This is a genomic window from Shewanella sp. M16, assembly GCF_018224605.1.
GTDB classification, from domain to species: domain Bacteria; phylum Pseudomonadota; class Gammaproteobacteria; order Enterobacterales; family Shewanellaceae; genus Shewanella; species Shewanella oncorhynchi.
In genome coordinates this window covers 125,993-141,085 of the sequence record NZ_JAGTUL010000001.1, presented here as the reverse complement: position 1 = coordinate 141,085, position 15,093 = coordinate 125,993, and the positions used below count along the sequence as shown (strand labels likewise).

Here is a 15,093-nt window from a genome sequence, read left to right as displayed (position 1 = left end):
TGTTGCTGCTGGGAATACATTGTCATTGGCAGTTGAGTTGGCGATATCTGCTTACGGTTCGAGCTAAGGTAAGTAAAGTCGTTGATTTTTGATGTAATCTAGCGTGACTGGCATGAGTAAATCGGCGGGAATTTCGCCTTTTGCCAGTTGTTCACGAATGAGCGTCGAGGAAATATCCTGTGGTGTAATCGCTACAGGGAAAATCTGCCCACAGTTTTTATGGACACAGCTAGTACGACCTTCGTCTGTCCCTTGTGGCGCTTGACTGCGGGCCGTCAATATCTGCTGCATAGGATGTTCTGCATCGAGCTGCCAACCCGGGCGCTGGCAGACAACGAGATGGGCAAAGTCGAATAGGCGTTGCCACTCATACCAGCTTTTTAATTGGAGGAAAGAGTCCATCCCCATGATAAAAAACAGCTCGTCTTCCGGATGTAAGGCTTTCAGTTGCTCAAGCGTCACAACTGTGTAGGAAGGCGTGTCGCGTTTAGCTTCGATGTCGCACAGTGCAAATCCGTCGAGTTGCTGACAGACATCGGCTACCATTTTGAGGCGCTGTGTTGTGGTTAAGTTCGGCTGCTGTTTATGGGGCGGAATATGGTTCGGCATCAGCAGGATTTTATCCAAGGCTAATGCTTGCTTCACTTCAATCACGGGACGGATATGACCATAGTGTATCGGGTCAAAGGTGCCGCCTAAAATACCAATACGCATATCAACTCTTTGGTTAATCAATGATTAGTCTATGGCTATATGTGCCAGGTGCCGATGGGCTCTAGGATCAAATAACAGACACAGGTGGCTCAGACCAGTCCAATCCTCTTTCCCCTGTTGCTTTAAGTTGAGCTCAAGTTTCGAGGCAAGGGCGAGCATATGTTCGAGTTGTTCAAGGCTGAGTCGTTGCAGCGCCGCTTGATACAGTGGTTTACGTTTATCCCAAATTCGATGTTTACCCCAGAGTGCACTCAGCGCAACGCCTTGGGCTTGCTCGCATTTCAAATTGAATAACAAACCGAGTTCTTTAAACAAGGCCCACAGCAGGATAGGTAAGGCAGTGCCTTCGCCATTGAGCTGGGCTAGCATGTGCTGCGCGCTATCCTGTTTATTATTCAATAATGCATCCGTGAGTTGGAATACGGTGAAGCGCGACTGATCTTCAAAATAGTGGCCCAGTTCGTCAGCACTGACGGGTTTTGTTGGGCTCAGGAGTTGCAGCAACTGCATGGCTTGATCGGCAGCCAGTAAATTCCCTTCATACAGAGAATGCAGCATAGCACGGGCATCATGCTGCAGATTGAGCTTAAAGTGCTTGATGCGGCCATCGAGCCAGCGCATAAACTGCTCGCCCTCTGGCGTGGCGCAGGGCAGATACATGCCATGGGCATCTAAGGTCTTAAACCATTTACTGTTGGTTTGCTCTGTGGCGAGCTTTGGCCCTTCGATAATCAACAGCATATCGGGATTGGGCGTCTGCAATAGGGCTTGCAGTGTGCTAGAGCCTTCGGCACCGGGCTTAGCTTGGGGAAGGGTTAGCTCAATCAAGCGTTTACTGGAAAACAGACTCATGGCCTGCCATTCCTGAGTCAGATCGTTCCAATTAAAGCCCGTCTCTTGAATGAGTTGGACTTTTTCATCGAATCCCTGACGCTTGGCGAATTGGCGGATCTGATCTTTGGTGGTTTCAATCAACCAAGGATCATCCCCAAAAATCAGATAACAAGGAAATAACTGGTTAAGGTGGCGGGAGAGTTGGTCTGGATAGACTCTCATTTAATGATAGCCCCACATTAATTCACCTCAGTACTGGCCATTGCTTGCAGAATACGATCGGCAGCTTGGATGCGCATTTCCTTCGTCAGCAATTCCATTTCACGGCTCTTTGCCAATGCGGTACGTGGATCGTCTAAGTAGTCGCGGCGAATTTCAACCTTGAAAGGCTGCGCTTCTTTACCTGGCAGTGCCACAGCAAATTCGACTAAATAAATCAGCTCATACTCGGCGACGTTACCTGTGGGGTACAAAGATAAGGTCGAGCGTTCAAGGGAGTCGGTGATTAATCTTAATACTGGAACATTATCTGCGGCGTCGACAACTTGGATATTGTTCAAGCGCAGGCGTTCACGCACCAGACGGGTGAGTTCACTGTATTCATCCACGCTGCTCAAACTCAAATGATTGAGGGCATCAGGGATCTGATAACTGCGTTGAAGCTTAAAACCGCAACCAGCACTGGTCATTATGACCAGTGCCATGATTGCGAAGCATATGCGTTTGATTAGCATAGATTTCGCGGTTTCCTATTCGTGGTATACCCTGCTGACTTGAAGTTGCAGCTATGCTGCAACTTCATTGGCTTTGAGTATAGCGAGTTATTAGCAGCCGTTAATTGGCCACTATGCTGAGCAGTTTGCCCGGCACATAGATCACTTTACGTACTGTCAGGCCGTCTAGGTATTTGATCACGTGTTCATCACTCATGCCTAAGGCTTCTACTGATTCTTTATCAGCGTCGGCGGCTACTGTGATTTTTGCGCGAACTTTACCGTTAACTTGCACAACGATGAGCTTACTGTCTTCAACTAGCGCAGCTTCATCAACGACTGGCCATTGGCTATCTTCGATGTTGCTCACATTACCTAGCTCGTTCCACAAGTTAAAGCTCACATGTGGAATGATAGGGTACAGCAAACGTACGATGGCGGATAAGGCTTCGCCGATAATGGCGTTGTCTTGGCCTGTCGTTTGTGGCGCTTTTTGCAGATGGTTCATCAGTTCCATCACGGCGGCAACCGCAGTGTTGAACATCTGACGGCGGCCGATATCGTCGGTCACTTTCGCGATCGTCTTGTGGACTTCACGGCGCAGCGCTTTTTGATCGGCAGTTAACTTGCTGACATCTAAGGCTTCGCTGTTATCTTGGTTCACATGCTCGTTTGCAAGTTTCCACAGACGTTTAATGAAGCGGTGTGCGCCTTCAACGCCAGACTCTTGCCATTCCAGAGTTAATTCTGGTGGTGAGGCGAACATCATAAATAGGCGAACGGTATCGGCGCCGTATTTTTCAACCATGACTTGAGGATCGATACCGTTGTTTTTCGACTTAGACATCTTGCTCATGCCGGTATAAACCAGCTCGTTGCCGTCTTTATCGATAGCCTTAGTAATGCGGCCCTTGTCGTCTTTTTCTGTGGTTGCTACATCTAAAGGAGAAACCCACACTCGGGCGCCTTTTTCATTGATGTAGTAGAAGGCATCGGCCAACACCATACCTTGAGTCAGCAATTGTTTGGCTGGCTCGTTAGAGTTAACCAGACCTGCATCACGCAGTAACTTGTGGAAGAAGCGGAAATATAACAAATGCATACACGCGTGTTCGATACCGCCAATGTATTGATCCACGGGTAGCCAGTAGTTGGCTTTAGCTGGATCTAACATTTCGTCTGCATGCGGGCTGCAGTAACGGGCGTAATACCAAGACGATTCCATAAAGGTATCGAAGGTATCGGTTTCGCGCAGCGCATCTTGACCGTTGACTTGGGTTTTCGCCCATTCTTTATCGGCCTTGATTGGGCTTTGAATACCGTCCATCACCACATCTTCTGGCAGTAATACTGGCAGTTGATCTGCTGGCGTTGGGATCACAGTGCCGTCGGCTAAGGTCACCATAGGAATAGGTGCGCCCCAGTAACGCTGACGTGAAACACCCCAATCGCGCAGGCGATAGTTGACTTGGCGATTGCCTTTACCTTCGGCGACTAACTTGTTAGCGATGGCATTAAAGCCCGCTTCAAAGTCTAAACCGTCAAACTCTCCCGAGTTAAACAGTACGCCTTTTTCGGTATAAGCGGCTTCGCTGATATCAACGTCGCCATCAACTGGCTTGATCACAGCTTCAATCGCCAGACCGTATTTTTTCGCAAATTCGAAGTCACGTTGATCGTGGCCTGGAACTGACATCACAGCGCCGGTGCCATAGTTCATCAACACAAAGTTCGCTGCCCAAATCGGGACTTGCTTGCCAGTGATAGGATGAATGGCGAAAAGCCCTGTAGCGACACCGCGTTTTTCCATGGTCGCGAGTTCGGCTTCTGATGTTGTGCTGTTTTTGCACTCATCGATAAAGGCGGCAAGCTCAGGATTGGTGTGCGCGGCGATTTCAGCCAATGGATGACCTGCAGCAATCGCCACATAAGTCACGCCCATTAAGGTATCAGGACGCGTGGTATAGATATCGAAGCTTTTATCGTGGCCTGCGACGCCGAAGGTCATTTCTACGCCTTCGCTGCGACCAATCCAGTTACGTTGCATGGTTTTGACCTGTTCAGGCCAACCATCTAAGGTATCGATATCGTTTAATAATTCTTCTGCATAGGCAGTGATCTTAATGAACCACTGTGGAATTTCTTTTTGTTCCACAGGGGTATCACAGCGCCAGCAGCAACCGTCTTGAACTTGCTCGTTCGCCAGTACGGTTTCATCGTTTGGACACCAGTTGACTGAAGCTGTCTTTTTATAGACTAGGCCTTTCTCGTACAACTTAGTAAAGAACCATTGTTCCCAGCGATAATATTCTGGGGTACAAGTGGCGATTTCACGGCTCCAATCGTAACCAAAACCCAGCAGTTTCAGCTGGTTCTTCATGTACTCTATGTTTTCATAGGTCCATGGCGCAGGCGCAGTCTTGTTGTTAATCGCGGCATTTTCTGCGGGCAGACCAAATGAGTCCCAACCGATAGGCTGGAGCACGTTTTTGCCTTGAAGACGTTGAAAGCGTGCAACTACGTCACCTATGGTATAGTTGCGTACGTGTCCCATGTGGAGTCTGCCAGAAGGGTACGGAAACATCGAAAGGCAATAAAACTTTTCTTTGTTTGCGTCTTCAGTGACTTCGAAGGTTTTGTTGTCATGCCAGTGCTTTTGCACTAAGGCTTCAATTTCTGAGGGATTATATTGCTCTTGCATCACTCTATTTCCGGCAGTGCCGCCTATTATTGGATCTAACGCCATATCAGCGCGAGTAAGATCTGCATAGAATAAACTAGAAGCGATGCATTAAAAAGGTTCGTATGAAGGAGTATTGGTTATGAATGATAGAAGTAACGCGTTACTAGGACTGTATCAAGCCTTAATTACCGAAGTGAAATCTCAATTTGCAGAAGATAACACTATGACTGTAAAGAACTTATTCAATTCTGTCACTCAAGGTAAGGAGTATTTACGTCTTAAAGAACAGGCAGGGGAAGATGAACTCGCTTTAGTCGAACAATTCTTAAAGCGTGATATTACGAGTTTTCTCCGTGAGCAGAACGCGGATAGTTTGAGTCATAGCCCAACCGTGATTACTTTAGAGAATACGCTTTGGCATTGGCTCAGTGAAATCACCGACCGCAGCCAAGTAGAATGGCATGAGTTAACGCAAGATTTTAAGCACCAGGGCTACTACAAGAGTGGTGACATAGTGAATCAGGGCATCATGGTGTGCACTAACTGTGGCAATGAAATGAGTATTGAATTTCCAAGTCCCATCCCAGATTGTCCAGAGTGTGATCATGAAGAATTTACCCGCGAGCCGCTAACGCCTTAATCAAGGTGGTGATGTTATGCAGCTAAAACGACGCCTCAGCGTCGTTTTTTTTGAGTTCTATTAGACTAGACCTAAATTGCTCATATCTGCATTAATTAGGCTGTATCAACTGTTGGTACGAGAGTAGTTGAGGATTTGACCGCCAAAGGGCGCTAATAAAAATTCAGTGTGAATGGGTCTATGTTGCGTGTGTTCGTAACCTAAGGTCACCATACGTTTACTGAATTTTGCATGATTACCACGGCCTGGATCGACTAAGACTACATCACAAATTGGTTTAGCATGCTGCTCAATAAATTGTGATAAGAGATCGGCATGTTCTTGTTCGTACAAGAGATCGCTGCCAATAATGAGGTCAAATAAACCTAAATTAGTTTGTGCATCTGCCCATCCTGTTCGAACAAACGGAATCGCACGACCATGATTTAAATCGACATTTTGCTTAAGGAAATTTTCCGACTCGGGGTGATAGTCGGTTGCTGTGATGTCGGCATGTCTGTGGTTTAGCACTAGACTTGCCAGCCCTATACCGCAGCCAACTTCAAGAATGCGTTTATTATCAATTTGATAATCGGCCATATGATGGGATAGCACTTGGCTAGATGGCCAAACTATGCCAAATAATGGCCAAGTTGCGGAGGAAATACCGAGCTTTTCAGCTTCGCCATCGATGTCTTCAAATTCTTGGTTATTTCTTAGGGTTCTGACATGAATGTCGAGATCCCCAAATTCGTGGGTTTGGTAGCGCACGCGAAGCTGTGCCATAGAGTTGCCTTGACTGTGTACCTTGGTTAAGGAACGAGGTAATGGTACCAATCATATTGGCTATGCAGACACAGTCACTGTGATTGGTATAAGGCCACGTCTAATCGTTCACCTTAACGTGGAACGCGTAATCAGCCTAATGTATTCGCAGACAATTGCGTGATAACACAGGTTAACTGAGTGTCAGCCTAACAACCTTGGGTGTTGATATCATATTGCGGCGCAGTGCTGGCATCGCTGGCTTGGGTGTAGCGGAAATAGCATTGGTCATCATTCACTAAGGAATTGTTGTTAGGATCGTAGCCTATATAAGTGATATCAATGCCTTGATATTGAATGATAAGTTTATCATCTGAGGTGATCCATTTTTCCACATCGGTATTATCGAGGTAACCCCATTTTAATCGTGTATCTGGAGTGCCATCACCATTGAGGTCGATATCAATAATATCATCGCGTCCAGCTACCGCTTGGCTCAGTAGGCTAGGCATTTGGGTTTTTGAGTAAGCTAGCATATTGGCTGTTTTAACGCTGGCCTGTACTTGGCTTAAGGTTTGTACCCGCGCTTCTTTACTTAAACCGATAAATTTAGGCGCGGCGATCACAGCCAAGATCCCAAGCACAATAATCACAACGACAAGTTCAATTAAGGTAAAACCTGCCACATCTTGTTTATTGACTTGGTAATGCATGGCCTAAATCCTATTGCGCTTTAAAACGTCGGGCAAGACCGAGTAGAACGATTAAACCACAGAGTATCAGTAGGGGCATTTGGCCTAATTTTGCAAACCAAGTTTGTCCTGTGACTAATGGAATGGTTGCACTTAGCACGCCTATTTCAAACTGTGGCAATGACGCTGTGATATTGCCACGCTCATCGACTATGGCTGTCACGCCATTGTTGGTTGCGCGTAATAGAGGCCGACCCAATTCAACCGCGCGCATTTGAGCGATTTCCATATGCTGTAATGGCCCATTTGAGCTACCAAACCATGCATCGTTAGAGACAGTTAATAGTATATCTGTCCCTTGATTAACGTTGTCGCGCAACTGTTCCGGAAAGGCTATTTCATAACAAATCGCGGGCGCGATTTTATGGCCTAGGGCGCTGAGGTTCGGCTGTTGATATTCGCCTCGTGTAAAGGACGACATGGGCAAATTAAAGAAAGGTGCTATCGGGCGCAGCAGCGCTTCAAAGGGGACAAACTCGCCAATTGGCAACAGATGGTGTTTCTTAAATTGATTACTACCATCGCCCTCATAGTCAGGGCCTGCTTGTTGTTTCTGATTATGATTACCAAGCACAATCAATGAATTATAGAACTCATTGTTTTGATGGCTAATAATGCCAGTGATAATTGAGGTATGGTTTAGATTGGCGACTTTATTGGCGTTATCTAAAAAGTCCTGCACCATAGATTCTGGCGCTGGAATTGCTGCTTCTGGCCAAATAATGATATCGGCATCCAGATGTTCGCGGGATAAATCCATGTATTTTAACAGCGTCGGCCACAGGGCATCGGGTTCCCACTTCATGCTTTGGGGAATATTGCCTTGCACCAGTGCCACTTTAACATTTTCACCCGTAGGATGAATGTCCCAAAGTTTAGGCGCAGCCCAAACGGCCAGGATACTGAGCGGCAGTAAAAGCAGTAAACTCTTATAACGCTTAGTAAAACAAAGTGCTAATGCACCAGCGAGCATGGCCAATACAAAACTTATTCCCAGTGTGCCTATGATACTGGCAAGGGGTTTTAACGGCCCTTGAGTTTGCGAGTAACCCGCCCATAACCAAGGGAAGCCTGTCATTACCCAGCCACGAGCCCATTCGGTCAAGGTCCATAACGCGGGGAATAGGGCGAGATTACGCCAAAGACCAAATCGAGTTTTACCATCATGGCTCAGCGTTTTAGTTAACCAAACCAGCGCTAAACCAGTTAGCGCGGGATACAAGGCTAAATACAAGGCTAACAAGGCCATTAACCCAACGGAGGCAATGAGCGGCATACCACCAAAGGTATCCATGCTCACGTGAACCCAGCTGATCCCTACGGAAAAACAGCCAAATCCAAAGCTTAACCAATAGTAAAAGCTTGCCTTAGCGCTCAGCGTTCGGCTGTGCCAGAGGGCAATAGCCATGGCAAACGGATAGATTATCCAAATGGAATAAGGCGCAAATGAAAGCGCCGTACTGGCGCCAAGGGCAAATGCCAGTACGAGTCTCACAGCACTAGGTTGGGACTGTTGTTGGGCAAAAGCCCGGATTTTTTTTAGCACGAGTGATTATTCTACGTCTTCGCCAGTATTAGGATCGGGGAGTTTAACTCTGAGTTGGATTAAACGCCTAGTGTCAGCATTGATGACTTTAAATTCTATGCCTTCAATGATGATGCTCTCGTTGCGTTCTGGCAGATGGCCAAAGGCGTGTGAGACTAAGCCACCGACGGTATCAAACTCTTCATCGCTGAATTCAGTGTTGAATTCTTCGTTGAAATCTTCGATTGGCGTCAAAGCTTTAACCATATAAACCGTGTTACCGACTTTGCGGATCTCGGTTTCTTCAGTGCTATCGTGGTCGAATTCGTCTTCAATCTCGCCGACAATTTCTTCAAGAATATCTTCGATAGTCACGAGTCCCGATACGCCGCCGTACTCGTCAACCACAATCGCCATATGGTAGCGTTGAGAGCGGAATTCTTTTAGCAGAACATCGACGCGTTTGCTTTCGGGCACAACCACGGCGGGACGGATCACGCGATCCAGTGAGAAGGGCTCATCACTGTTGGAGAAACCGTAAGGGATCAAATCTTTGGCAAGCAATATGCCTTCGATATGGTCTTTATCTTCGTTAACGACGGGGAAGCGTGAGTGACCTGAACCAATCACAGTCGCAAGTAACTCTTCGACCGAATTGTCTATCTGGAGGGCGACAATTTGAGCTCTTGGGATCATGATATCCCGAACACGCATATCAGAAACGTCTAATACACCTTTTATCATCTCGCGGGTATCTTGGGTGATCAAATCGCGCTGCTCGGCACCATCAATCACATCGACTAGATCTTCGCGATTTTGAGGTTCGCCCTGAAATAGCTGACTTACTCTATCAAACCAACCTTTCTTGTGGGCGTTCGTACTAGGGGGGATATCGTCACTCATAGTTTTCTCATTAGCTTTTGATAGGGATTATCTTAGCTAATTATTGTTCCTTATATGGGTCAGTAAAACCTAAGCTTTCAATGAGTTGAGTCTCTAATGACTCCATCTCTTCGGCTTCTTCATCGTCGATGTGATCATACCCTAGCAGATGCAAGCAACCATGTACAACCATGTGTGCCCAGTGCGCTTCTAGTGGTTTTTGTTGTTCACGGGCTTCATTTTCAACGACTGCCGCGCAAATGACAAGATCTCCGAGTAAAGGAAGTTCAATTTCTGGTGGTGCTTCAAAGGGAAATGACAGTACATTGGTCGGTTTGTCTTTACCGCGATAGGTATTGTTGAGCATTTGGCTCTCGCGGCTATCGACGATACGTATGGTTAATTCAGCTTCATCCATGCTATTGCCAATTGCGGTAGTGACCCAAAGGGCGAATTGTTCGTCCGTTGGTAGCCACTCACTGGTGCTGGCATGTTGAATATCTAAGGCTAACTCAAGACTCATGTGTTGCGGCTTCCTGCTGTTGCTTTTGGTACTGGCTTTCTTTTTTGGCTTTTAAGGTTTGCTCTTTTAACTCGAAGGCTTCATAGGCTTCAACGATACGGGCAACCACAGGATGGCGCACTACATCTTGGGAGACAAAAAAGTTAAAGCTGATTTCTTCGACTTGGCTTAACACTTCAATCGCGTGACGTAGTCCTGACTTTTGATGTTTAGGTAAGTCGGTTTGAGTGATGTCGCCTGTGATCACCGCACGGGAATTGAAACCGATACGGGTAAGGAACATCTTCATCTGCTCGATTGTGGTGTTTTGGCTTTCATCGAGAATAATAAAGGCATCGTTCAAGGTACGACCGCGCATATAGGCAAGCGGCGCCACTTCAATCACGTTTTTCTCGATTAAGCGTTCCACTTTTTCAAAGCCAAGCATTTCGAATAACGCATCGTAGAGGGGGCGTAGATAGGGGTCGACCTTTTGACTTAAGTCACCGGGTAAGAAACCGAGTTTTTCACCCGCTTCCACTGCAGGGCGAGTCAGCAGAATGCGGCGCACTTCTTGGCGCTCTAACGCATCTACTGCCGCTGCTACGGCAAGGTAGGTTTTGCCTGTTCCAGCTGGACCGATACCGAAGGTAATATCGTGACGCGTAATATTGGCCACATACAAGCTTTGATTCGGATTGCGTGGCTTAATGACACCGCGGCGGGTTTTGATATTAATACCGCTGTCGTCGTTAGCGTCTGCTTGCTCTAGGGCAATGGCCGCTTGAATAGCGATATGGACTTGCTCAGGCTCAAGATCGGGCGTGCTGCCTTTAACCGTTTGGGTCTCGATGTAGAGTTCTTTTAGTAAGTTGTTGGCGCTTAAACAATTGCGTGGCAGTCCGGTGATCTGGAAATGATTGTTCTTACGGACGATTTCAACGCCAACGCGACGTTCTATCTGCTTGATATTGTCATCGAATGGACCGCACAGTGAAGCCAAACGGCGTGTTTCTGCGGGTTCGAGATACAGATTCATGGTAGTTAATTTACTGGACAAATAGCACTCCCAATAGCGAATAAGAAAGCAAGGTACGAGGTTGGTTAACCATCGCAAGATAATTTTAGTTTACGAGCCATAGCCGATAATTGCTAACGGAAAATAGCAATTGCCTCGGTAGACTTAAACAAAAGTGCGTTAAAGCAAAAGGGCGACTAAGTCGCCCTTCTTTATATAGGTACCGATATCGGTACTGTTTAAGCCGATTAAACGCTTATGGCTTAAATTGAGTCACACCCAGTTCATCATCTTGCTTGCGCTTGGCCAGAATTTCAGCAGGGCGCAGGCTACGACGTAGATCCATTTCATCTTCGCCGCGGATAAAGACACCGCGCAGTGAGTTAGTGTAAACGTCGACGATTTCGACATCCACGAAAGTACCAATGTGTTTTGGTTGACCTTCGAAGTTCACCACTCGGTTGTTCTCAGTACGGCCGCGCAGTTCCATAGGATTTTTCACCGATGGTCCTTCAACCAGAATACGTTGCACTGTGCCCATCATGTGGCGGCTGTAGCGCATGGCTTGCTGGGTGATGCGGTCTTGCAGAATCGCCAGACGTTGTTTTTTCTCTTCCATATCGACGTTATCGGGTAAATCCGCCGCTGGCGTGCCCGGACGTGCGCTATAGATAAAGCTGAAGCTGTGGTCGAAACCTATGTCTTCAATCAACTTCATGGTATCGGCAAAGTCTTCTTTGGTTTCGCCTGGGAAGCCAATGATAAAGTCTGAGCTGATTTGAATGCCTTCACGGGCTTTACGCAGGCGGCGGATGATTGACTTATATTCAATCGCCATATGGCCGCGTTTCATCGCCGTGAGAATACGGTCAGAACCCGATTGCACTGGCAAGTGCAAGAAGCTTACAAGCTCAGGGGTATCTTCGTAAACGTCGATGATATCTTGTGTAAATTCAATCGGATGACTGGTCGTGAAGCGGATACGGTCGATACCGTCGATGGCTGCCACGAAACGCAGTAATTCCGCAAAAGTACAAATTGCGCCATCGTGAGTTGCGCCGCGATAGGCATTCACGTTTTGGCCGAGCAAGTTTACTTCGCGCACACCTTGCTCCGCCAATTGGGCGATTTCAAGGATAATATCGTCCGATGGGCGGCTGACTTCTTCGCCGCGAGTATAAGGCACAACACAGAACGAGCAGTATTTGCTGCAACCTTCCATGATAGACACAAACGCGGTTGGGCCTTCGGCGCGTGGCTCTGGCAGACGGTCGAATTTTTCGATTTCAGGGAAGCTGATATCGATAACCGCTTTGTCGCCACGGCGCACTTGCTCGATCATCTCGGGCAGACGGTGCAAGGTTTGTGGTCCGAAAATAATGTCGACACATTGGGCTCTGTCTTTAATGGCTTTGCCTTCTTGTGAGGCAACGCAGCCGCCCACGCCAATAATCAAATTAGGATTTTTATCTTTAAGCGTCTTCCAGCGTCCTAGCTGATGGAACACTTTTTCTTGCGCTTTTTCGCGGATAGAACAAGTGTTGAGCAGGAGAATATCTGCCTCAGACGCTTCTTCAGTCAAGGTATAACCTTGGTATTCGCCTAACAGATCAGCCATCTTGGATGAGTCATACTCATTCATTTGACAGCCCCAAGTCTTGATATGGAGTTTCTTACTCATCAGTTGTGTCGCCCTAAGATGACCAATAAAAATAGCGCGACATTTTACCTGCTGTTACGGCTGCTGACCAGCTTTGTCCACACTTTTAGCTGTTGGCTTTTGCCAAGGGCGATACCCTCACAAATGCTAGGTTTTTATTGTTAGGCTGCATTTGGGCAAGATTAATATTGTTAACAGGCTGAGCTTTCGTTATTTCCAGCAAACTATTCGGGCTTGAATGCCTATGTCTTCACGGATTTCGAATCGAAATGCGCTCAACATTTCCGTGGTATCTTGATATAAGGCATAATCGAGCGGGTTTGTGAAAAGTCGCTTGGGCAGAAATACAGAAGGGCTTAAAGGTGGTAACTAAGGTCGTAACTAAGGTGGTAAGTAGGATGAGCCAGATTGAAGAGACACATGCACAGATGATATCCGACACCACAGATTTTAATGTGACTCATGCTGACGTCACTCATGCTGAAGGCACTCGATTCGATGTCATTCTTGTCGGCGGCGGCATGGTTGGTGCGGCGACGGCAATTGGATTAGCCCAACAGGGTTTGCAAGTGGCGGTGATTGAATCTTTTGCGCCAGAGGCTTATCAAGCCGAACAGCCATTAGATGTGCGAGTCTCGGCCATCAGTGTGGCTTCTGAAACGCTGCTTGAACGTCTTGGCGCCTTGGACTCATTGCTCAAGATGCGTAATGTGCCTTATTTGGGCTTAGAAACTTGGGAGCTCGATGGCTGCATCACCCAATTCCACTGTTCGCAAATTGGTGCCAGCCATTTAGGTCATATAGTCGAAAACCGTTTAATCCAACTTGCCCTGTGGCAACAGATGACACAATTAGCTGGCATCACCTTATATTGTCCCGATAAAATGGTGGCATTTGCCCGCGATAGCGACGGTGTGAGCGTGCACTTACAGTCAAGTAGTAAACTGACCGCTAAGTTGTTGGTTGGCGCCGATGGTGCTCACTCGCAGGTACGCCAATGGGCGGGAATTGGCATTTCGGGTTGGGATTACGCTCAATCGGCGATGCTGATCAATATCAGCACCGCACAGGGCCAGCAAGATGTCACTTGGCAGCAGTTTACGCCCAAAGGGCCACGTTCCTTATTACCTTTACCTGGCAATAACGCTTCGCTGGTGTGGTACGACGATGCCAACCGAATTAAGCAGTTAATGCAGCTTAATCATAAACAGTTGGCCGAGCAGATACGTTTGCATTTCCCTGCGCGCTTAGATGCCGATTTCACCGTTGAGAATAAAGGCAGTTTTGGCCTCACTCGTCGCCATGCCCAGCGCTACTATAGTCATAATGTGGTGATTTTAGGCGATGCCGCTCACACCATTAATCCCCTCGCAGGCCAAGGGGTGAATCTTGGCTTTAAGGATGTCGAAGCGTTTTTGGCGGTCATCAAGGATGCATTAGCCCAAGATAATATCTGGTGGTCGAATGAGGTGCTTGCCCAATATCAGCGCAAACGTTATCGCGATAATCAATTGATGATGACTGCGATGGATTTGTTTTACGCCGGTTTTAGCAACGATATTCTGCCGCTAAAGCTGCTACGTAATGGCGCGTTAAAGTTGGCAAACATCAATTCCCCGCTCAAAAAGACTGTCCTTAAATATGCTATGGGACTTAATTAACGCTGAGTTGTTCTGTGTTCTGCTCCTGTGCGATGACGTGGCATTTGTTGACTTGGGGTTTGAGTGCTAAAATGCCGCGTTTTTAGCTGGTATGGTCAGTTCAGTCGGCACTTTGCGCGGCTGTCATCGACGAAATAACGATATTGAGTGTCATGAGCGAAATAAAATTAATAGTTGGTCTGGCTAATCCAGGTGCTGAATATGCACACACTCGCCATAATGCGGGGGCTTGGTACGTATTAGAGTTGGCTCGAATTTGCGGCGTGACTTTAGTGGCCGACAGTAAGTATTTTGGCTTGACTGCTAGAGCCGTATTGCACGGTAAAGATGTCCGCTTATTGATCCCGACGACTTATATGAATTTAAGCGGTAAAGCGGTTGGCGCTTTGGCGAATTTTTTTCGTATCACGCCGGAAGAGATTCTGGTCGCTCACGATGAACTCGATCTGCCGCCCGGTGTGGCTAAGTTTAAGCTCGGTGGCGGTCATGGCGGCCACAATGGTCTGAAAGATATTATTGCTAAACTGGCTAACGATAAAAACTTCTACCGTTTACGCTTAGGTATCGGTCATCCCGGTGATAAAAATCAAGTGAGTGGTTACGTACTGGGAAAAGCACCTGCTAAAGAGCAAGAACTTATCGAGGCGGCGATAGATGAAGCCGTGCGTTCTACCGAAATTTTGTTTAAACAAGACATGGTGAAAGCCATGAACAGATTACACTCCTTTAAAGCGGAGTAGGTTTTGCCTTTGGCGAGACTTAAGT

Annotated in this window: 14 protein-coding genes; 3 read left to right on the top strand and 11 right to left on the bottom strand. The window is 47.2% G+C overall.

Features of this window, described 5'->3' with window-relative positions; genetic code table 11:
- Window positions 1-63: 63 nt before the first annotated feature.
- The 4 genes from nadD to leuS all read right to left on the bottom strand — a co-directional run bounded on the left by nadD (window position 64) and on the right by leuS (window position 4,962).
- On the bottom strand, window positions 64-714 hold the full coding sequence (gene nadD / locus KFE26_RS00630) for a nicotinate-nucleotide adenylyltransferase (protein WP_212599338.1): 651 nt from the start codon (window positions 712-714) through the stop codon (window positions 64-66).
- 24 nt (window positions 715-738) lie between these two features.
- Window positions 739-1,770 carry a DNA polymerase III subunit delta gene (gene holA, locus KFE26_RS00625; protein WP_212599337.1) on the bottom strand — a complete coding sequence of 344 codons (1,032 nt, stop codon included), beginning with the start codon at window positions 1,768-1,770 and terminating at the stop codon, window positions 739-741.
- 17 nt (window positions 1,771-1,787) lie between these two features.
- Entirely contained in the window at window positions 1,788-2,282 is a 495-nt protein-coding gene (gene lptE, locus KFE26_RS00620; protein ID WP_012089938.1) for an LPS assembly lipoprotein LptE, read from the bottom strand.
- Window positions 2,283-2,382: 100 nt separating this feature from the next.
- The gene (gene leuS / locus KFE26_RS00615) at window positions 2,383-4,962 is read right to left on the bottom strand and encodes a leucine--tRNA ligase (RefSeq protein WP_212599417.1); all 2,580 of its coding nucleotides are present in this window, start codon (window positions 4,960-4,962) and stop codon (window positions 2,383-2,385) included.
- Between the two features lie 121 nt (window positions 4,963-5,083).
- On the opposite strand from leuS, the gene KFE26_RS00610 reads away from it, so the two are divergent.
- Complete coding sequence (locus tag KFE26_RS00610) at window positions 5,084-5,584, top strand: zinc ribbon-containing protein (RefSeq protein ID WP_028761474.1); 501 nt, start codon at window positions 5,084-5,086, stop codon at window positions 5,582-5,584.
- Window positions 5,585-5,689: 105 nt separating this feature from the next.
- Here KFE26_RS00610 and KFE26_RS00605 read toward each other — a convergent pair whose 3' ends face one another.
- The 7 genes from KFE26_RS00605 to miaB all read right to left on the bottom strand — a co-directional run bounded on the left by KFE26_RS00605 (window position 5,690) and on the right by miaB (window position 12,688).
- Window positions 5,690-6,349, bottom strand: a complete 660-nt coding sequence (locus tag KFE26_RS00605; RefSeq protein WP_212599336.1) for a methyltransferase — start codon at window positions 6,347-6,349, stop codon at window positions 5,690-5,692.
- Between the two features lie 188 nt (window positions 6,350-6,537).
- The gene (locus tag KFE26_RS00600) at window positions 6,538-7,041 is read right to left on the bottom strand and encodes a type II secretion system protein (RefSeq protein ID WP_212599335.1); all 504 of its coding nucleotides are present in this window, start codon (window positions 7,039-7,041) and stop codon (window positions 6,538-6,540) included.
- A gap of 10 nt (window positions 7,042-7,051) precedes the next feature.
- Window positions 7,052-8,626, bottom strand: a complete 1,575-nt coding sequence (lnt, locus tag KFE26_RS00595) for an apolipoprotein N-acyltransferase (RefSeq protein WP_212599334.1) — start codon at window positions 8,624-8,626, stop codon at window positions 7,052-7,054.
- A gap of 6 nt (window positions 8,627-8,632) precedes the next feature.
- On the bottom strand, window positions 8,633-9,508 hold the full coding sequence (gene corC, locus KFE26_RS00590) for a CNNM family magnesium/cobalt transport protein CorC (RefSeq protein WP_006082742.1): 876 nt from the start codon (window positions 9,506-9,508) through the stop codon (window positions 8,633-8,635).
- 40 nt (window positions 9,509-9,548) lie between these two features.
- On the bottom strand, window positions 9,549-10,010 hold the full coding sequence (gene ybeY / locus KFE26_RS00585) for an rRNA maturation RNase YbeY (protein ID WP_105251690.1): 462 nt from the start codon (window positions 10,008-10,010) through the stop codon (window positions 9,549-9,551).
- On the bottom strand, window positions 10,000-11,049 hold the full coding sequence (locus KFE26_RS00580) for a PhoH family protein (RefSeq protein WP_028761469.1): 1,050 nt from the start codon (window positions 11,047-11,049) through the stop codon (window positions 10,000-10,002). The genes ybeY and KFE26_RS00580 overlap by 11 nt, the downstream gene beginning before the upstream one ends.
- A gap of 214 nt (window positions 11,050-11,263) precedes the next feature.
- Window positions 11,264-12,688, bottom strand: coding sequence for a tRNA (N6-isopentenyl adenosine(37)-C2)-methylthiotransferase MiaB (gene miaB / locus KFE26_RS00575; RefSeq protein WP_006082739.1), 1,425 nt, complete (start codon window positions 12,686-12,688; stop codon window positions 11,264-11,266).
- A gap of 377 nt (window positions 12,689-13,065) precedes the next feature.
- Here miaB and KFE26_RS00570 point away from each other — a divergent pair, with 377 nt between their 5' ends.
- Together KFE26_RS00570 and pth are read left to right on the top strand one after the other, a co-directional pair.
- Window positions 13,066-14,328 carry an FAD-dependent monooxygenase gene (locus tag KFE26_RS00570; protein WP_212599333.1) on the top strand — a complete coding sequence of 421 codons (1,263 nt, stop codon included), beginning with the start codon at window positions 13,066-13,068 and terminating at the stop codon, window positions 14,326-14,328.
- A 152-nt stretch (window positions 14,329-14,480) separates the two neighbouring features.
- Entirely contained in the window at window positions 14,481-15,068 is a 588-nt protein-coding gene (gene pth, locus KFE26_RS00565) for an aminoacyl-tRNA hydrolase (RefSeq protein WP_028761467.1), read from the top strand.
- Window positions 15,069-15,093: the final 25 nt, after the last annotated feature.